The 19,686-nt window shown below is 41.0% G+C and carries 15 protein-coding genes; 2 read left to right on the forward strand and 13 right to left on the reverse strand.

What is annotated here, in order from left to right:
- Window positions 1–295 precede the first annotated feature (295 nt).
- The 6 genes from MKZ11_RS20760 to MKZ11_RS20785 all read right to left on the reverse strand — a co-directional run bounded on the left by MKZ11_RS20760 (window position 296) and on the right by MKZ11_RS20785 (window position 7,770).
- Window positions 296–1,315, reverse strand: coding sequence for an ABC transporter ATP-binding protein (locus tag MKZ11_RS20760; protein WP_340796252.1), 1,020 nt, complete (start codon window positions 1,313–1,315; stop codon window positions 296–298).
- On the reverse strand, window positions 1,315–2,334 hold the full coding sequence (locus tag MKZ11_RS20765) for an ABC transporter ATP-binding protein (protein ID WP_340796253.1): 1,020 nt from the start codon (window positions 2,332–2,334) through the stop codon (window positions 1,315–1,317). The genes MKZ11_RS20760 and MKZ11_RS20765 overlap by 1 nt, the downstream gene beginning before the upstream one ends.
- Window positions 2,335–2,348: 14 nt before the next feature.
- On the reverse strand, window positions 2,349–3,350 hold the full coding sequence (opp3C, locus tag MKZ11_RS20770) for an oligopeptide ABC transporter permease (RefSeq protein WP_340797072.1): 1,002 nt from the start codon (window positions 3,348–3,350) through the stop codon (window positions 2,349–2,351).
- A 53-nt stretch (window positions 3,351–3,403) separates the two neighbouring features.
- On the reverse strand, window positions 3,404–4,336 hold the full coding sequence (locus tag MKZ11_RS20775) for an ABC transporter permease (protein ID WP_340796254.1): 933 nt from the start codon (window positions 4,334–4,336) through the stop codon (window positions 3,404–3,406).
- Between the two features lie 243 nt (window positions 4,337–4,579).
- Window positions 4,580–6,229 (reverse strand): peptide ABC transporter substrate-binding protein, encoded by a 1,650-nt coding sequence (locus MKZ11_RS20780; RefSeq protein ID WP_340796255.1) that lies wholly within the window; start codon window positions 6,227–6,229, stop codon window positions 4,580–4,582.
- A 182-nt stretch (window positions 6,230–6,411) separates the two neighbouring features.
- Window positions 6,412–7,770 carry a transposase gene (locus tag MKZ11_RS20785; protein ID WP_340796256.1) on the reverse strand — a complete coding sequence of 453 codons (1,359 nt, stop codon included), beginning with the start codon at window positions 7,768–7,770 and terminating at the stop codon, window positions 6,412–6,414.
- Window positions 7,771–7,940: 170 nt separating this feature from the next.
- Here MKZ11_RS20785 and MKZ11_RS20790 point away from each other — a divergent pair, with 170 nt between their 5' ends.
- The gene (locus tag MKZ11_RS20790) at window positions 7,941–8,318 is read left to right on the forward strand and encodes a DUF3899 domain-containing protein (RefSeq protein WP_340796257.1); all 378 of its coding nucleotides are present in this window, start codon (window positions 7,941–7,943) and stop codon (window positions 8,316–8,318) included.
- Here the strand turns inward: MKZ11_RS20790 and MKZ11_RS20795 are convergent.
- The 4 genes from MKZ11_RS20795 to MKZ11_RS20810 all read right to left on the reverse strand — a co-directional run bounded on the left by MKZ11_RS20795 (window position 8,303) and on the right by MKZ11_RS20810 (window position 13,501).
- A complete protein-coding gene (locus tag MKZ11_RS20795; protein WP_340796258.1) occupies window positions 8,303–9,229 on the reverse strand; it encodes a dipeptidase in 927 nt (308 codons plus the stop codon). The genes MKZ11_RS20790 and MKZ11_RS20795 overlap by 16 nt on opposite strands.
- A gap of 444 nt (window positions 9,230–9,673) precedes the next feature.
- On the reverse strand, window positions 9,674–11,071 hold the full coding sequence (locus tag MKZ11_RS20800; RefSeq protein WP_340796259.1) for a DEAD/DEAH box helicase: 1,398 nt from the start codon (window positions 11,069–11,071) through the stop codon (window positions 9,674–9,676).
- Window positions 11,072–11,208: 137 nt separating this feature from the next.
- Window positions 11,209–12,684: a protein adenylyltransferase SelO gene (locus MKZ11_RS20805; protein WP_340796260.1), complete on the reverse strand. Its 1,476-nt coding sequence runs from the start codon at window positions 12,682–12,684 to the stop codon at window positions 11,209–11,211.
- A 271-nt stretch (window positions 12,685–12,955) separates the two neighbouring features.
- Complete coding sequence (locus MKZ11_RS20810; RefSeq protein ID WP_340796261.1) at window positions 12,956–13,501, reverse strand: GNAT family N-acetyltransferase; 546 nt, start codon at window positions 13,499–13,501, stop codon at window positions 12,956–12,958.
- Window positions 13,502–13,956: 455 nt separating this feature from the next.
- Between MKZ11_RS20810 and MKZ11_RS20815 the strand changes: the two genes are divergently transcribed.
- Window positions 13,957–14,538 (forward strand): hypothetical protein, encoded by a 582-nt coding sequence (locus tag MKZ11_RS20815; RefSeq protein WP_340796262.1) that lies wholly within the window; start codon window positions 13,957–13,959, stop codon window positions 14,536–14,538.
- Between the two features lie 631 nt (window positions 14,539–15,169).
- On the opposite strand, the gene MKZ11_RS20820 is transcribed toward MKZ11_RS20815, so the two are convergent.
- The 3 genes from MKZ11_RS20820 to MKZ11_RS20830 form a co-directional block, all read right to left on the reverse strand.
- Window positions 15,170–16,726 (reverse strand): ABC-F family ATP-binding cassette domain-containing protein, encoded by a 1,557-nt coding sequence (locus tag MKZ11_RS20820; protein WP_340796263.1) that lies wholly within the window; start codon window positions 16,724–16,726, stop codon window positions 15,170–15,172.
- 177 nt (window positions 16,727–16,903) lie between these two features.
- Complete coding sequence (locus MKZ11_RS20825; protein WP_340796264.1) at window positions 16,904–18,196, reverse strand: MFS transporter; 1,293 nt, start codon at window positions 18,194–18,196, stop codon at window positions 16,904–16,906.
- Window positions 18,197–18,431: 235 nt separating this feature from the next.
- Window positions 18,432–18,947, reverse strand: a complete 516-nt coding sequence (locus tag MKZ11_RS20830; RefSeq protein ID WP_340796265.1) for a hypothetical protein — start codon at window positions 18,945–18,947, stop codon at window positions 18,432–18,434.
- Window positions 18,948–19,686: the final 739 nt, after the last annotated feature.

A 19,686-nucleotide genomic window follows, 5' to 3' on the forward strand; every position in this document is an offset into this window, starting at 1 on the left:
AATCCCTTCGTAAGTTTATTGTTATTAAGTAGATAGGTAGTATTAGACAGGAAATGATTGTGTTAATAATAAGACTGTATAGGTTGAAATCAAGAACACCATTGAATCCGCTGTGGTGCTCGGGGATGCCTCCCGCCCTAAGCCAAGCAGCTTTGCTGCCAGTCTTAGGGCTTCGGCTACCCCTTTTAAGGCGCCTTCGCTTAGTTAATTATAGATATTACATTTATAGGGATTATGCTAGTAGATAACGTTATCTTAAGCGATCTTTATCAAACAAAAAAGTTGCCCCTGCTAATCAGGACAACTCTCTATTGACTGGAACTGCATCTTGTCGGGACATCACTTTTTCATCGTGTAAATGACACGCGACAAAGTGGCCTTTCTCTACTTCCATAAATGTCGGTTCAAGCGCAGAACAAATATTCATCGCTTTCGGGCATCTCGTTCGGAATCTACATCCACTTGGAATGTCGATTGGGCTAGGGACGTCACCTTTCAGGACAATTTGTTTTCTAGAGCGCTCCGAGTCCGGGTCGGGTAATGGAATTGCTGAAAGCAGTGCCTCAGAATACGGATGCAATGGTTTTTCATAAAGCGTTTCACTTTCTGATAACTCAACAATTTTCCCTAAATACATAACGGCAATCCGGTCGCTTATGTATTTCACCATTGATAAATCATGCGCAATGAATAAAAAAGTAAGCTCTTTTTCTTTTTGAAGTTTTTTCAGTAGATTGACTATTTGAGCCTGTATTGATACATCGAGAGCAGCGATTGGTTCATCTGCTACAATAAATTCTGGCTCTACCGCTAATGCGCGTGCAATACCAATACGTTGTCTTTGTCCACCGCTGAATTCATGCGGATACCTTTGCGAATGTTTTTTGTTCAAACCCACAAGCTCTAACAGTTCATTCACTTTTACTTCCCGTTCTTTCAATGACAATTCAGCTGAATGAATGAGTAACCCTTCTGAAATGATTTCCATAACAGTCATACGTGGATTCAATGAAGAATAGGGATCTTGGAAAATCATTTGCATATTGCGCTTCTTCTTTTTTTGCTCCTGTTTGTTGCGTTTGGAATGGACTACTTCATCAGCAAAAAAAATTTCGCCACTTGAAGGCTCATAAATTTGAGTAATGGTTCTCCCGACTGTCGATTTGCCACATCCCGACTCACCAACAAGACCAAGCGTCTCCCCTTTTTTTATCGTGAAACTTATTCCATCAACGGCTTTCAATGTACTATTTTTGTTGAGCTTGAAATGTTTTTTCAATTCTTTAACGACTAATAAATCTTCATACGTGTTCATTACTTTGCACTCCTAACTTTTTCCGGGACATGTTCAGCCGGTGTTCGCACATCTTGCAGCCAACATGAAACAGAGTGACTTTCACCAAGCTGCGTCGTTTTTGGATGAAAGTCGTGACAGACCTTCATCGTATAGGGACAACGGGCAGCAAATGGACAGCCTGTACCAAGCGTAGCGAGGTCAGGCGGTGAACCCGGAATAGGAATAAGTGGTTCCGATCGACTGGCATTCAAGTTAGGCATGGAATGAAGAAGGCCTAACGTATACGGATGTTGTGGTTTATAAAAAATTTCTTCTAGCGTCCCTTGCTCCACGATTTCACCCGCATACATGACAGCGACTCGATTAGCCATGTTTGCGACAACGCCAAGGTCATGCGTAATTAAGACGATTGCCGTATCCATTTTCCCCTGTAAATCCTTCATCAGCCGCAAGATTTGCGCTTGAATTGTTACGTCAAGGGCTGTTGTCGGCTCGTCAGCTATTAATATTTTCGGGTTACATGCAAGCGCCATTGCAATGACAACGCGCTGCCTCATTCCACCTGAAAACTGATGCGGATATCCATCTAGACGCTCTTCAGCATTCGGGATTCCGACCATTTTAAGCATTTGAAACGCCCTTTGTTTCGCCTCTTTTTTTGTCATCTTCTGATGTTTTATGAGGCCCTCCATAATTTGTTTCCCGATTTTCATCGTCGGATTCAAGGATGTCATTGGGTCTTGGAACACCATTGATATTTCCGAACCTCTTACTTTTTGCATCTCACTTAACGATAGTTTTAAAAGATCCCGCCCCTCGTAAGTGATGTCTCCTTGCGGAATTAAGGTATTATGCTTCGGTAAAAGGCGCATAATTGATTTTGCAGTAACAGATTTCCCTGAACCTGACTCTCCGACAATTGCCAACGTTTCACCTTTGTTCAACTTGAAATTCACACCCCTTACCGCCTTAACCGCACCCGTTTGGGTCTGGAAGGAAATGTGTAAGTTGTCGACTGACAATATTTCTTCATTCATAAATGACCCACTCCCTATTTTCTCATTTTCGGATCTAACGCATCACGTAATCCATCAGCGAGTAGATTGAAGCAAATCATAATCGTACTTATTACAAGTGCCGGGAATAATAGCTTATATGCGAAATACCTCATAGATTTATAGCCATCTTCAATTAACACACCAAGCGATGCTTGTGGCGCTTGCAATCCTAATCCTATAAAACTCAAAAAGGCTTCGAAGAATATGGCTGTAGGAATCGTGAACATGATGGTAACAATTATCGGTCCCATTACGTTTGGCAACAAATGCCTCCAAATCAATCTGGAATTGGATGCACCCAACGTTTGGGAGGCCAGGACAAATTCTTGACTTTTCAACTGCAGAATTTGTCCGCGTACAACACGTGCCATTCCTACCCAACCGGTTATCACCATCGCTAAAATAATGGACGTAATACCCGGTTCAAGAATGAGAATAAACAGGATAATGATAATCAAATTCGGTATCCCCATTAAAACTTCAATTATCCGTTGCATGACATTATCTACTCTTCCACCGTAGAAAGAGGAAATACCACCATAAACGACGCCGATTACTAAATCCAAAGCTGCAGCAACAAGCGCAATGAAAAGTGAAATTTGCGTTCCTTTCCAAACCCTTGTCCATAAGTCCCGACCAAATTCATCTGTTCCGAACCAGTAATTGGTTTCTATATTTCTTTTTTCATAAACATCTACACCCTTTATGTCTGTTCCATCAAAACCAAGCCACCCGAATCCGGGGACTTTAGCCGGTAGATTAGAGTGAACCAAGTTTTGACTTCGGTACGTATGTTCATTCATTAAGGGACCTATTAGAGCCACAATGATTAGCAATACGAGTAAAACTAGGGAAATGACTGCTCCCTTATTTTTGAATAAACGGTGGAATGCCTCTTGCCAAAATGAGACAGATGGCGAGTTAATGTTTTCCAGCTCCATTGGATCCAGTGGAGCAGGCACGAATAGATCAGCTGTAATTCCATCTGTATTCATTTTGATGTTATCCGTAGACTTGCTTTGAATGGCAGGATCTTTTTCGATTTTGTTCATGCCTGTCCCCCCTGTTTATAATCAATCCGAGGATCCAGAAGACCATATAAAATATCAACTATAAAGACAACGAATATGAACAATGCACTATAAAATAAGGTAATTCCCATAATTACGCTATAATCGAGGACCATAATTGACAATGTGAACTGTTCTCCAAGCCCAGGTACTGAAAATATCTTTTCAATAACTAATGTTCCTGTCATGATAGATACTGCTAACGGGCCGAGCATCGTAACAACAGGGATTAGTGCATTTCGAATGACATGTTTCGCCATAACCGTGGATTCGTGCAAACCTTTTGCCCTTGCAGTCGTCACATAATCCTGTCCTAATACTTCGAGCATTTCACTTCTGATAAAACGGGCGACCGTTGCAATAACTGTCACGGAAAGTGCGAACGACGGTAAAATGGTACTCGCATAACTTTCCCATAAAGCAACGGGTAACAATTCATATTTCACCCCAATGAAGTATTGTAGCAACGCTGCAAAAACGAACGATGGGATAGACATCCCGAGTACTGCAAGTGTCACAGCACCATAGTCAAGAAGTGTATTATGTCGTAATGCAGAAATAATACCAAGAACCAACCCCACAATCGTCCCAAATACGAGTGCTTGTAAACCAATGAGCGCCGAAGGGCCTATACGATTAACGATCATACTTTTTACGGTTCGACCTTCATATTGGAATGAAAAGCCTAGATCGCCTTGCACCAAATTTCCTAAATAGCGGATGTATTGGATTGCCGCTGGTTGATCTAATCCATACTTGGCATTTAAAATAACGAGTTGCTTATCAGATAACTTTTCCGGGTTTGTAAACGGTGTTCCCGGAAGGAATTGCATAAGGAAGAAAGTTGCTGTGATAATAATAAACAATGTAATAATCATAAAACCGAATCTTTTTACTATGTAGCGCTTCAAATCGGACACCCCAATTCCTTAAAAAGCTTTTGATTTTCCTTCTATATAGGTTGATATAAAATATCCCATTGAATTCGCTGCAGCGCTCAGGGATGCCACCAGTCTTAGGGCTTCAGCTACCCCTTGTAAGGCGCCTTCGCTCAGATTAAATAGGTACTCATTTTCTTAACTCATTTAACAATCAGAAAACGAAGATGCTCCAGTTGGATACACCTTCGCTCATCTATTGCTTAAATCATATGTTTATTCGATGTGAGCCCATTTGTAGGTGAATTCAGCACCCGTTGGATGTTTAGCTAAATCTTTGATTTTATCACGTACAAGAATTGCAGATCCTCGTTGATAAAGAGGTGCAACTGCTGCATCTTCTTCCAACAAAACCTTTTCAATACCAAGCAACATCTCGTAACGCTTGCTTAGATCCGTCTCACCGCGTGCATCATGAACTAATGCATCTAATTTTGGATTGCTATAATCCATACGGTTAGAAGAACCGCCTTTTACCCACATATCTAAGTAGGTCATCGGGTCACTATAATCTGGTCCCCATGTAGAAAGAGAAAGTTCATAGTCGACTGCTTTTTCAATTTCAAGACGCTGAGCGAATGGTACAGCTTTAATATCAAGCTTAAATCCAGGTAGATTGTCTTCAAGCTGAGCTTGTAAGTACTCAGCTACTTTTTTCATTTCATCCGAGTCAGCAATATTGAGTGATACTGTCAATTCTGTTTGTCCTACTTCAGCTAAAGCCTTTTCCCATATTGCTTTTGCTTCTTCAGGAGTCCCTTTATTGAAGTCTCCATTTAACTCTCGGTAATCCTTATTCTCTGGCGAGAAGTAAAATCCTTCTCCAACCACTCCATAAATTGGCGAAGAACCATCTTTCAAAATGACATCTGTCAAACCTTGACGGTCAACTGCCATTCCAATCGCACGGCGAATTTCTGAATTCTTAAGCACTGGATGGTTGTGATTAAAGCGTAAGAAGACAATACCTGAGTCTTTTTCAACTTTAAAGTTTTTATCATCAACGTATTGGTCAATAAGTGCAGAAGTTAATTTGACGCGGTCAATTTTTTCTGTCTCATATAAATTCGCCCCAGCAGACGGATCTTTGACAACAAAAACATTTACCTCTTCAATTTTCACTGTACCCGCATCCCAATAATCTTCATTTTTAACAAGTTTCCAGCTTTGTTCTTGTGACCAGTTAACAAGTTTGAATGGACCATTTGCTAAAATGTTTTCAGCTTCAAGTGCATACTGATCCCCAAGCTCTTCGACAAACTTTTGATTTTGCGGTAAGAACGTCGGGAATGCCAGTAAAGTTTCAAACAATGGATTTGCACTTTCAAGTGTCACTTCAAGCGTTTTTTCTCCTGTCGCCTTAATACCAAGTTCTTCAGCATCCATTTCTTCGTTCATGATTGCTTCGGAATTCTTGATGCCTGCAGTAACTAGCATATAATTATATGCACCAGCTTCTTTCATAACACGTTTCCACGCGTATTCAAAATCGGCAGCTGTTACAGGATCGCCGTTACTCCAATTCGCGTCTCTAATCGTAAATGTATGAACGATACCATCTTCACTTTTTTCATGCTTTTCTGCGAGCGCGGGAACGGATTGATTACTTTGATCCTGACGGTACAGCCCCTCATTCATGTTATTTAAAACGTCAAATGCAATAGCGTCATGTGCTTTTGTTGAATCCAATGTCGGAATATCAGCTGTTGCACTCAAATTAAGTACTTGTGCAACCTTGCCGTCCGCTTTTTTTTCATCTTCTTTCTTGTCGTTTTTCTCTTCGGTTGATGAGCTGAAATTACAACCCGATACAATCAATGAAAAAATCGCCAAGAAAATTAAGCCTAACCATGTTTTTTTCTTCATTCCCATTCCCCCCTTGTACTATTCTAGTAACTATATATAATTGTAAGTGCTTACAAACGCAATAGCAATAATATTTTTAATTAATAGATATTTGAGTTAATTTCATAATTGCCGTTTTTAAAAATACGTGGAGTAACCCCTTAATGAAATTCAGTTTTTTAAAAAATAGAATTACGATTTAATTAGGCCGCTTGTAACGACTGTTGTTTCATTTCTACTCTAATCCGATCCGTGGCTAATCTTGAGGCATTATAAACAAGCGTCACCAATTGGAAGTGTAGTCTCGCTTTCTTTCCAGTTCGATGCCGGACATTAGTAAGGCCGAAGTATTCCTTTAAATATGCATTGACACGTTCAACGGCTGTACGTTCTTTGTACAGTTCAGTCCATCTTTTTGACCCTCTCGCTGGGGAAGTGTATTTCCGGATATCCACGGACTGCCTGATTTTATACGTCTTCTGACAAAGTGAATCATGTTGTAATGGGCAAGTTGCACATTCTTTTGGTCGGGTATATTTCAGCGTGCTGTATGTCGCGTCAAAACTGTCGTAACGATAGGAATGTTCCAGGACGCATGTTGGCGCGAAGTGGGCATCGTATCCAATTACCTCTCCTTCACCGCGAGGATTATAAGGAATGACGGCTTGTAAGTTTTGATCTATTGCTTGCTGATAAACCGCTTTAAAATCATAACCTGCATCGAAAAGACCTGCGGTAAATAAATCCGGAAGATTCTGTTCAATCTTTTTTAATAAGGGAATCGCTGCTTTTCCATCATTTAGATTACCTGATGTCATCAGCCCCGCAAGAATATATTGACTCTTTGTGCTGACAGCTAAGTGGGCTTTGTAACCGAACCATGAAAAGTTTTTCCCATCACTGTTTTTCTTGATTCCCCACTTTGGATCGATCGGGGCCTCTGTATATAACGTTTCCACAGATTCGGATAGTTGGTGAACAATCTCTTTTTCATAAATCGAGCGTGTTGCTTCTTCGACTTGTTTGTCCTTCAACCATTGTTCATGTTCTGCTTTCGGTTTACGTCCCCGCTTTTTCGGTGCAGGTTTTTCTTTCTTTTCCGATGGCCAAGCGCGATCTCGCGCTTCAAAATGAGTTGCGTCAATGGCGATGTTTTCTTCAGTAATATATCCTTCATCAATCGCAAGCAGAAGGAGTTCATCATGCACGCGTACCATCGCATCTGATTCACTAATCAGTCCAATCATTCGTGAATAAGATACTTCGGATGGGACCGTATCCGAATGGAGAAAGCCACAGTCATATCGAAAAAAAGGGTCATTTCCAAGACGTTTCACAAGGTCCTTCACCGTCGGAATTCGCTCCACCACACGAGCGATTAACGAATAGACCATGGCCCCATAATTTAATTCTCTCGGCGCACCTACATTTGTGTTTTTATCGAACAAAGTCCAGACAGGTTCAAGGTTTATCGTTGAAAAAATGGCGTTAAAACGATGGGTAGGTTCAATATCATATAGTTCATGCATGTCAAAAAGGCTTTGTTGTCGTACAATAGACATAGGGGTATCTCTCCAGTCTGTAATGTTTGTTGTGGTGACTACATTATACAAGATTTGGGGAGGTACTCTATTTTTAATGTCTAGAAAGCATTGGTGCGTATGGGCTGAGAATTATGAAATTAACTCATTTATCTATTTATCCATAAAAAAGGTAGGAGTTGTAAACCTCTATGAAAAAGAAAAGCTTTATTCTTTCTTTTTGCAGCACATTTTTCCTTATTTTATTTTCCACTACATTTTTTGCTCCAAAGTATATCGTTGTCTTACTTGATTTACTTTTTTATATCGGCATTATCATGTTACTAATCGGCAGTGTATTACTCATCATCCAAGATGGATTTTTCACTAGATTTATTAACAATTCAAGACGTTTCTATTCAACTCTTAGCAAACGCGAGCAAGTTATACAGGAGGTAGAAGGTAAAAATGGAGGAAACCCGAGTTATTCAAAAAAGTTTCCCTTACTAACCTATATTTTACCCCTCGGCGCTTTCTGCTTTTCACTGAGCGTGATTGGGTCTATTATAACTGTTCATTTAGGACGATGATCCATAAAGTTTTGGTAGGCAAAACCTTTGACCGTTTCTTCACTGTATTTTTTCAGCAACTCATTTAGTAAATTCGGATGCATAGATGCATCTTCTAAATTAACAATCTTTGACGAAATACCATCGAAGTCTGAGCCTAATCCGATTTGTTTTTCACCGCCTAATGAACAGAAATGGTCGATATGTTCGATCAGGTCCGTTATCGCCACTTCCCCTTGTTCCTTTACAAACGGCGGATTATAGACAACATGGACGAGCCCATTTTTTTCAAACAGTGCTTTTGCCTGATCATCTGTCAGATTACGAACATGATTGCATAACGCTCTGGCATTCGAATGGCTCGCAATCGGATAGTTTGCTTCTTCCATGACATCCCAAAAAGCCTTTTCACATAAATGGGAGACATCGGTCAAAATTTTATGTTCATTATTGAAATGAACGATCTCTTTGCCAAATGACGTAAGTCCCGCTCCACGTGATTCTCCCGCTCCGTCGGCTGCCAAGTTGGCATTGTTCCATGTAAGACCAATCGAACGGACTCCCAATTGATGAAGAATAGATAGCTTTTGCAAATCGTTTCCGATTGCATCCACACCTTCAAGCGTCAACATCGCACCAATTTCTCCGTCTTTTAACTGATCGAAATCGCTCCACTCCTTGATCAGTTTCATATTCGGATTATTCCCGAGCACATCTGTATAGAAATAATGGATTTGATCTAAAGCAGCTTGAAATTTCTGATCCGACTTCATTTCCGGATACACGAATATAGCAAATGCTTGTACCTTTACTCCACCCTTTATTAATTTCTCATAGCTCGTATCAAGTTCCAAAGAATCTTGAAATTTTATTTCCCCTTTTGATTCATACAATCTTAGCAATACGTCACAATGCAAGTCGATAATTCCCATTTTTCAAGCCCCTTTCACTGATTATCTTTATAATTTCCACTTCACTTGAAGCATGTACCGCTCCGCCATTAGATCCCATCTCTTCAAGTAGAATTATTAATTTCAACAATTCGTCAATACTGATAATACCAAATAATTAATATTGTTTCAATTACAACTTAATCTCCAAATAAATAGACCCGTCACTGATATAATTCGAGTGACGGGTTTCAAGTTCTTTATTTAAGTTTCAGGCTTACTTTTGGAGGAATTTACAATAAACAATAACAAAGAAGCATTCTACTCAAACACTTTATATAAAGAGCAAGATTCAAGGTAAAGTCTACATTATAGCACCTGATTATTCACACTACTTTGCCGCCCTACCTAAGACAGAAATTCACCATTTCCAATAATATAGGCTACGCGATACATATTTATATAAAACAAAATTTTGGTTGTTTTTTACCGTATATTTGCCTTGCTCACTTTAAGCTTCTTTCCTTTGATTGCTGTTTCCTTCATCGCTTGTAAGACTAATGAACCTTTCCCATTTAAAATATCAACATATGTCCATTCATCCTGAATCGTAATCATACCAATATCATCCGCAGTTACGCCAGGTAGTTTCGCAATTGTTCCGACAAAATCTACAGCTCGCAGTTTCTTCTTTTTCCCTCCCGTGAAGTAGAGCTTCATGATAGCTTTATCTGAGTGAACATTTTTATGGTCTACTACTTTCTGCTGCATCGGTGCTTCCCTTACAGGTATTTCAAAGCCGATGTAGTATTCAATTGCTTTAAGGAGTTTGCTGTCATTAGGCGTTGCAAAGGTAATCGCTTTTCCTTTATTACCAGCGCGACCGGTTCTGCCTGTTCGATGAACATAGCTTTCTTTTTCCATTGGTACGTCGTAATTGATCACCAGTGTTATTTTAGCTACATCGATCCCTCTTGCGGCTACGTCGGTCGCCACGAGATAACGGAAATTCCCTATTTTGAAGCCTTCCATAACTGCAAATCGGTCTTCTTGAACAATTCCACTGTGGATTTTTTCACAAGAATAGTTAGATCTTTCTAACTCGGCAAACACAGTGTTGACTTGTCTTTTAGTTCTGCAAAAGATAATACAGCTTTTAGGGTTTTCAATAACAGTAAGATTTTTAAGCAACGACATTTTTCCTGCTTCTTTCACTTTCATTACACAATGATCAATCGCACTCGTCGTGATTTCAGCAGAAGCAATTTGAATAGATATGGGGTTTTTCATATAATTATGGCAAAGATTCTCGACTTTCTTAGGCAATGTTGCGGAAAACACCATCGTTACTTTATTTAGAGGAAGTTTTTTTATGATAGCTTCCACTTGGGCAACGAAGCCCATGGTCAACATTTCATCGGCTTCATCTATTATCAGGTAGTTTATTTCATCTACAAGTAATGTTTCTCTTTCAATATGGTCCATCACACGTCCAGGTGTACCGACGACTATATGCGTTTTTTGTTCCAACTCTTCCTCTTGTTTTGTAAAGGATTCTTTGCCATAAACCGCGAGAGCTTTAATTCCTTTAACTCTTCCGATAGCTGTTATATCCTCCTGAACTTGAACAGCAAGCTCTCGGGTCGGCGTAAGAATTAATGCCTGTGGATGTCCACCCTCCCAATCAATCATTTCGCAAAGAGGGATACCAAATGATGCCGTCTTACCACTGCCCGTTTGAGATTTCACGATAAGATTCTGGTTTTGTAACGCTCTTGGTATAACCTCATTTTGAACCTCTGTTGGCGTTTCATATTTCAACAATGCTAGACCTCGTTTTATTTCATCGCTTAAATTATAATCTTCAAAACTTTTTTCACCCATATAAGTTACCTCGTTTTTCATTAGTTAACCATACTTTTTTTACAATTAAGTGGAACCATCCATAAACAAAAATAATGCTACCTTGTGTATTGGGCAGCATTATTATGTACTTCTTTTAAACCATGAAAAGCAAACGATTACGTCCCGCAAAAGGTTTGGTAAGGGCTAGTTGTTTGCGCAGGAAGAGTAGAATAATCAGCCTGCCTAGCAGAGTGTGCGTATGGGCTTGAAAGAACATCTAGTAGCTGTTCCATGACACTATAATCCCCACGTTCAACCGCGGCTTCCAGCGCAGCTTCCACCCGGTGGTTCCGAGGAATTAGCGCTGGATTGCTGTCCTGCATTAATTGTTGAGGGCTGACCTTCGATTCCTGTTGCCTGCTAAGTCTTGCCTTCCACAACGCGTGCCACTGTGTGAAATCAGGAGTCCCAAAAAGGGCCATATCCTTCAGCTTATCAAATGTCAGTGCGCGGAAAGTATTCGTGTAGTCCGCTCGATGCTTTTCCATCATAGTCAAAAGTCCTTCAATAAGGGATTCGTCCTCTATCTCTTCAGTAATTATTCCTAATTTGGCTCTCATTCCTGCGAGCCAATTCGAGTGATACTGCTCCGGAAAACCTGAAATCGCAGCTTGGGCCAGTTTGGCACCTTCCGAATAATCTTCGTGCAGCAGCGGTATCAAGGTTTCAGCAAATCGCGCGAGATTCCAACCTGTAATGTTCGGCTGATTGCCATAAGCATAGCGACCTTGAACGTCAATGGAACTGAAGACCGTTGCCGGATTATAGGCATCCATGAAAGCACAAGGTCCATAATCGATGGTCTCTCCACTGATCGTCATGTTATCAGTATTCATGACTCCGTGGATAAAACCAACTAGTTGCCATTTCGCAACTAAGGCAGCCTGACGCTTGATGACGGCTTGAAGCAGCGCAAGATAGCGGCTTTCGTCCGCTTCAATATCTGGAAAATGGCGCTGTAGTGCATAGTCAGCTAGCACGCGGAGCTCCTCGTCTGTGCCCCATTTTGCAACGTATTGAAAGGTACCAAAGCGAAGATGGCTAGCAGCTACACGGGTCAAAATCGCACCCGGAAGTTCGGTCTCACGGATGATAGACTCGCCGGTCGTCACTATCGCCAGGCTTCGGGTCGTAGGAATACCCAATGCATGCATGGCTTCACTGATGATATATTCGCGCAGCATCGGTCCAAGTGCCGCTCGTCCATCACCACCGCGAGAATATGGCGTGCGCCCCGAACCTTTCAGTTGAATATCAAACCGCTCACCTGAAGGATTCATCTGTTCGCCAAACAACATTGCCCGGCCGTCGCCTAACATCGCAAAATGCCCAAATTGATGACCCGCGTAAGCTTGAGCTAGTGGGAAAGCGCCTTCAGGAACTTGATTCCCGGCTAGCTCCGCTACGCCATCCTTACTTTGTAGCGCCTGGATATCCAAACCAAGGGATGTTGCCAGGGACTCATTGAGTTTAATCAACTTCGGTGACTGTACAAGGTTTGGATTGAGTTCGGTGAAAAATGTTTGTGGCAGTAGGGCATAACTGTTATCTAAATTCCACCCTGATTCTATCGACTCTTTTCTAGTTGTCATTGTATCTCCTTTCGCCTTGTTGCATCATACCTTCTTCTTTCTCCTAAAACACACATTCGAACATTCCTATCTACAAGGCAATCCTTAGTAGTGTCTACTTCTGATATTTAATTATACCCTGTTGAATGTTATAAAGCTTTCATCATGAAAGCTTAACCAAATTTGGCAGACTTCCTAAACCACATGTTATCACTGTAAATTTTGTCGACAAAAAGAATCGATTGCTTCCTTAGCTGCAACGATTCTATTTTTTAAGATTAAGCTATTCATATTATATTCGTCGGTTTAACGTATCCTCCATTAGGCTCCAGGCTTCCTCACAGCTTGGTGCCGTGCGATACGGTTCAAATCCGTAGTTAAGATACATATTAACAGCCTGATAACTTGTCGTTTGGGATGTCAGATATGCTGATGAATGGTAACGGGCTAAAATGTGCATTGCTGCACTTAGTAATGGTTTCGAAAGTTTCTGTCCTTGATATTCAGGAATAACACCGACCCAATGTATTCGACCCGTTATTTCACCATTGCCTCGTAAGTCGCCATACCATGCTGTCGTTGTTGCAATCGCCTCTCCCTGTTCATTCTCAATGAATAGACAACGCATTTTCATGTCATCGATATGTGACCCGAATTCTTTAGTAAAGTGTTTGAGTGCATTTTTTTCATCTTTGAATTCATCTACACTTGCTTCAATTCTCGCCCAATTATGTTCGTCACCTTTTTCAAACAACCTAATTTGAAATCCATTTGGAAGTGGGTATTCAGGAATATTCAGCAAGTTTTTCCTTACCATTTTCAATCGAATTCTTTTCATTAAAACCATCTCCTTCTATTTTCAACCGTTACTAATAAGCCTTTACAGTTACCTTTTTATATTTCAATGCTCTTTCTTTTAAACGAATAACTCCAGTTTCATTTCCTATATCTGATTTTTTCATCACTAGATATGTTGAAATAAAGAATCCCATTGAACCCGCTGCGCCTGTGTTGCACTCAGTTGTTCAACGTATTTAGATAGTTTCACCAATGCGTTCGCTTTTTGTATTGAACGTACACTATCGAGGTCTAAACATAAATTAGACAATCAAAAACCTACAAATTGGGATCATCTTATTATATCCCATTTGAGAAATGTCTGGACCGCCCTGTGTACCGAAAATACCCACAATTAAAATCACTAAATTCAAACTTTTAACACAAAGGGTTCAGCCCCTTCTTCCATGGGTATTTTATTGGATGGAGCTTGTTTCATAGGAGGTGGATCTTTAAATGTTTGGACTCAGGGATTTAGTGTCATTGATTACTTCTGCATTTATCATCTTGCCTGTTGTTATATTTTTAAGGGAGTCTGGTTACTTCATTATCAGTGGTATTTTCGGTGTTAAAAACCCAAGGCTTACCATTGGATCAGGTCCCCGGATTTTCAAATTCGGAGTCTTTGACGTGCGAAAGTATTATCATGTATACAGTTGGTTTTCCTATGACTCGTTAAAAAGAAAAAATAATTTTTCATATATATGTATTTACGCGGGGCCGATTCTTACCAATCTCATAATTGCTGTAACCATCAATGCCCTTCTAGCTAATGGGATGCTACAGGACTATAAAACGTTTTGGGAGCGATTTATTTTTTATGCTTTCTATTATGTGCTTTTTGACGCGGTTCCCATGATAACCATAAATGGGAAGCCGAATAATGGGATGATCATTTACGAAATGCTGCGCTATGGTAAACGGACCGACTACAATAATGATCCTTTCATTCCTGCAACAAGTGATGTAGAAGAGCAATACCAGGAAAGTATGAATAAAATAAAGGAAATTGATGAAGAAAAAGAGGAGAAGGGATGAATGAATATAGTGGCTATTTTATCAAGCATCGGAAACGGAGGAACCTGATGACTTACTCAAAGACAACCAATTCACACGCCCAAGTAAACATGCAGTGAAAAAGAAGTCAAAACATACGTTCCTTTCGCGATATAATAGATTGACAATTGCATAGCAGGGTGGGCGGTTGGTCACTTCCATGAGAATGGAGGTGATGCAAATGACAACATACGAAACGATGAGTTTACTAATACAGCTTAGTGCTGTATTGTTAACTACTTTTACTCTTTTTGTTACATTGATTATTTTCTTTGTAAAAAAGAAATAACCGTCCCCCCGCAAAAGGTTTGACGGTTATTTCTGACCTCGGACCAACCGCTCTTTCTGCGGTCTGTAATTGTAGGACTGGATATTAGCGTATCCAGTCTTTTTACTATATGCTTCTGCTGTCATTATATACAGAATAGCTGATGCATTCAAGCCAATAGCTGTTATTTTGGTATCTGTATATTAAAAAGATTGAATTTTCCATTGGGTATTATTGCTCCCGGCTGCCATTTTTCGGAGCTGGGGTGTTGTTGACTTTCTTTGTCCTTATTTAGAGAAGGTAATCAAATTCTAAACGATTCAGCTCATGGTACCTGCAACTAAATTAAAACATTTTAGTCGTCCAATTTTCACCGTTCCAAACGTCTGTCACAACGCCTTCATAAAAATCAGGTTCGTGAGAGATAAGCAAGACGCTTCCTTTGTATTCCTTCAGGGCGCGTTTCAATTCCTCTTTCGCCTCATGATCGAGGTGATTCGTCGGCTCATCGAGAACAAGCAAATTCGTTTCCCGGTTAATTAATTTACAGAGACGCACTTTCGCCCGTTCTCCACCGCTTAATACCTTCACTTTGCTTTCAATATGTTTTGTTGTCAATCCACATCTGGCCAATGCCGCACGTACTTCATATTGCGTAAAATGGGGGAAAGCTTCCCATACTTCTTCTAGGCAGGTATTGTTATTTTCCGCCTTTGCTTCCTGCTCGAAATACCCGATTTCCAAATGCTCACCACGTTCAACAGAACCTGAAAGTGCAGGGATTTCTCCAAGAATGCTCTTTAATAGCGTCGTTTTCCCGATCCCATTTGCACCCGACAAGGCGATTTTCTGCCCACGTTCCATCGTCAGATCCAAGGCCTTCGACAATGGCTCCTCATATCCGATAACAAGTTCCTTCGTTTCGAATAGAAATCTTCCAGGCGTCCGTGCTTGTTTGAAATCGAATTGCGGCTTCGGCTTTTCAGCATCCAATTCGATGACATCCATCTTGTCCAATTTCTTCTGACGAGACATGGCCATTCTGCTGGTCGCGGCATTCGCTTTATTGCGGGCCACGAAGTCTTTGAGATGTGCAATCTCCTTCTGTTGTTTCTTGAAGGCGGCCTCCACTTGCTGTTTCTTCATCTCATGCACACGCAAAAATTCATCATAATCCCCGGCATACCGAGTAATCTGTTGGTTCTCCATATGGTAGATAAGCTGTATGACACTATTCAAGAAAGGGATGTCATGAGATATTAATATGAACGCATTCGCATAGTTCTGTAAATAATTACGCAGCCAATCGATATGCTCTACATCCAAATAGTTTGTCGGCTCATCCAGGAGAAGGATATCCGGTTTTTCCAGCAATAACTTGCCGAGTAAAACCTTCGTCCGCTGTCCCCCGCTCAAGTCATGAACGTCACGATCCAAACCGAATTCATCCAATCCCAGTCCGTTCGCCACTTCCTCTACTTTCGAATCGATTATGTAAAAATCATTATGCGTTAACGCTTCTTGTATTTCACCCGTCTCTTCAAGGAGCGCTTCCAGTTCATCCGCATCCACATCAGCCATCTTGGCGAATAGCGCGTTCATTTCTGCCTCCTGATCATACAAATATTGAAAGGCAGTGCGTAGAACGTCACGGATGCTCATCCCCTGTTTCAACGCAACGTGTTGATCCAAATACCCGACACGCACCCGCTTCGCCCAGCTCACTGTTCCCGCATCCGGCTCCAGCTTGCGCGTGATGATGTTCATGAAGGTAGATTTCCCTTCACCATTAGCACCGACCAATCCAATATGTTCACCTTGCAATAAACGGAAAGAGACGTCTTCGAAAATCGCGCGATCCCCGAAACCGTGGCTTAAATTTGTTACAGTCAATAAACTCATATGTTTTACACCTTTTCCTTCATTAAGAATGGTTCTACTTGTCCAGCGCTATCTTCAACTAATAATTGCCGAATCTTCTCCATTATATAGGGATTTAGCGGATGAAGATAGGATTTTAAGCTACGAAGTATTTGATTATTTCACATGCCAGGTACCCTAATTTTATCTCCACTGAATTTAGTACGGTTCTTTTTTCTCTTTATAACGTTTCCAAACAATTAGCGGTATCAACAGCAATGATAGATACATACCGAGCAAACCTAAAACGGCATAACTGGAGTAGGCTACAATAATTCCTGACAGTATACTGCCCGCTGTTCCAGCTAAAGCAACCCACACATCAACAGAACCTTGTGTTTTTGCGCGTGTTTTCATATCAGTCGAATCGATTATGATGGCTGTTCCACTGATTAAGCCAAAATTCCATCCAAGGCCCAGCAATATCAAAGCAATCGTTAACCAGGCCATGGAATCACCTGGAGCAAAGGCTGCAATGAAACCTGCGACTGATAAAGTGACACCCGAAGCAATGACCATAGCTGTACGTCCGACTTTGTCGACTAATAGACCTGTCCCAAGCGATGGCAAATACATTGCCGCGATATGCAAACTAATCACCATTCCAACGACTGTCAGTCCAGACCCATGATTTTGCATATGAATTGGTGTCATCGTCATGATTGCTACCATGATGAGATGAGACAAGACGAGAACCATCGCACCGACAACAATACCAATTCGGTTTATTTTATAATGTAGTTTTTTACTTACTTCTGTACTGTTTGAATCAACTTGCACTTCCTGCTGTACAGCAATTGCTTTTGCAACCAGAAATGGGTCAGGACGTAAATACAGAAATAATGTTAGCCCTGCTACGAGGTACGCAGCTGCTGCTAATATGAATGGCCCTGCCAGAGCTGGAATCCCCAATGTCATTGCGAAGTTCCCCATCGGTGTCACTAAATTCGGGCCGGCCACTGCACCAATAGTAGTAGAAACCATCGCGATACTGATCGCTGTCGCGCGTTGCTTTTCATTGGCTAAATCTGTTCCGGCATAACGTGCCTGTAAATTCGTCGATGTACCTGCTCCATAGACGAATAACGAAATAAACAATAATACCACATTGTCAATTGTTGTTGCGAGAATGACACCCATTGCCCCGATCCCACCGGTGATGAACCCGAGTGAAAGCCCGTAACGACGACCGAAACGCTGTGAAATCCTGCCAACTAAGAACGCAGAAAGCGCTGAACCAAGCGTAAACAAGGCGGCCGGCACCCCTGCATAGCTTGCAGTGCCTAACATATCCCTAGCAATTAACGCACCAACAGTAATCCCTGCCGCAAGTCCTGCCCCGCCAAATATTTGTGACATTACAACAACAAACAGCGATCTTTTATAGAGCTTTTGTTGTTCCTCAATTGAATCTACATAGTGCGCTATTTCCGTGAAATCTCTTTTCCTCATATTCCGCCCCCTTCCCACGCCCCACGTGATACGTTTTTTTGAAAAAGCACCTATTGATAGCTAACAACCGTCTATCCTACTTAGTGGAGTTTCTAACCATTCCCAAAATTCCATACCAGACACAAAGACAAAATGGTCGCACGTACAAAAAATTATACAAAAAAGGTCATAAGGTCAAGTAGATATCTCATTTCCTTTGTATTATTATCCAATAATAGATCCCTATCAGTAATGCTCAGATTCCATTCAATACTCCCAACGTCTCCAAAACATGTTCGAGAAAATCTGCAATGTCATCCATATGCCCTTCATTCATTTTGGACTTGAATTTAACTTCAATACTGTCAAGATAACTTGATGCTTCTTGTTCAAATACGAAGCTCAGTATTTGTGTTAATTCAATTTCATCTTCCCAAATAGTGTTTAGTGCTTGCTCAATCTGTTTGCACTGTATAGCAACATTTTGAACACTTTTGTTAAATCGCAGTAACAAGGAACAACCGAAATTCTTTCCAGGCAGCTCCAATATCTCCCCCGCCAAATCTTCTACGGATGCCCCCAATACAATTTCCGCCGTTACATCCGGTTGATTGACTAGTGTAAATTGAACAGCAAAATCCCTGGCAAGAATGGAAAAATCCATTCGATCAATCCGGTTCGTAATCGTTATTTTTCGATCTAAGTTATCGAGATCATACACTTGGTTTTCAAATGCTACTTTTAAATTCTCAAAAATTGTTGGATCGTACAATTTGATTCCTCCAAACAACGTTATCATGTACAAAATGAGTAAAGGGTCATCTATCCCATAGAAACATCATATAGTATTCCGATTTTAAGTATTGTTTTATTTTCCGTAACATTTCTTATATTTCTTTCTTTATATAATGAATTAAAGAATCCCATTGAATCTGCTGTGGCGCTCAATAATGAGGGAGTTGTAATTCGGAATGTGGATTATAGATCGCTTGGCGCTTTGGGGATGCCTTTCGCCGTGAGCCTGGATTAGCGCTTCGCATCCAGTCTTACGGCTTCGGCGACCCCTTTGCCGCGCCGGCGCTAGGGTGTTCATTATCGAGAGAAATTTGATTTTGAGATGTATATGCCGAGAGTATATGTGATTACTAGTTGATACTATATAAATTGAAATAAAGAACTCCATCGAATCGCTCCGGCGCTAGGGGATGCCTTCCGCCATAAGCCAAGCAGCTTCGCCGCCAGTCTTATGGCTTCGGCTACCCCTGCTAAGGCGCCTTCGCTCAGTTTATACAACGGATTCAATAGTTCAACATATAGAATTAGAGTCAAGAAAGACGCACTCCAGATTGCAGATTTCATCCCCGATAATGAAATGCGCTTTCTCAAATAGACCATCCAGCGCAGGCGCGACTTCGTGGTAGCCGGAGCGATAAGACTGAAAGTGCTCTCCTTTCCGGCTTATCACGGGAGGCATCCACAAAGCTCCGAAGCGGTATTAGTAGGAGGTCTAG

This window comes from Sporosarcina sp. FSL K6-1508, from assembly GCF_038007465.1.
Lineage (GTDB): Bacteria > Bacillota > Bacilli > Bacillales_A > Planococcaceae > Sporosarcina > Sporosarcina psychrophila_B.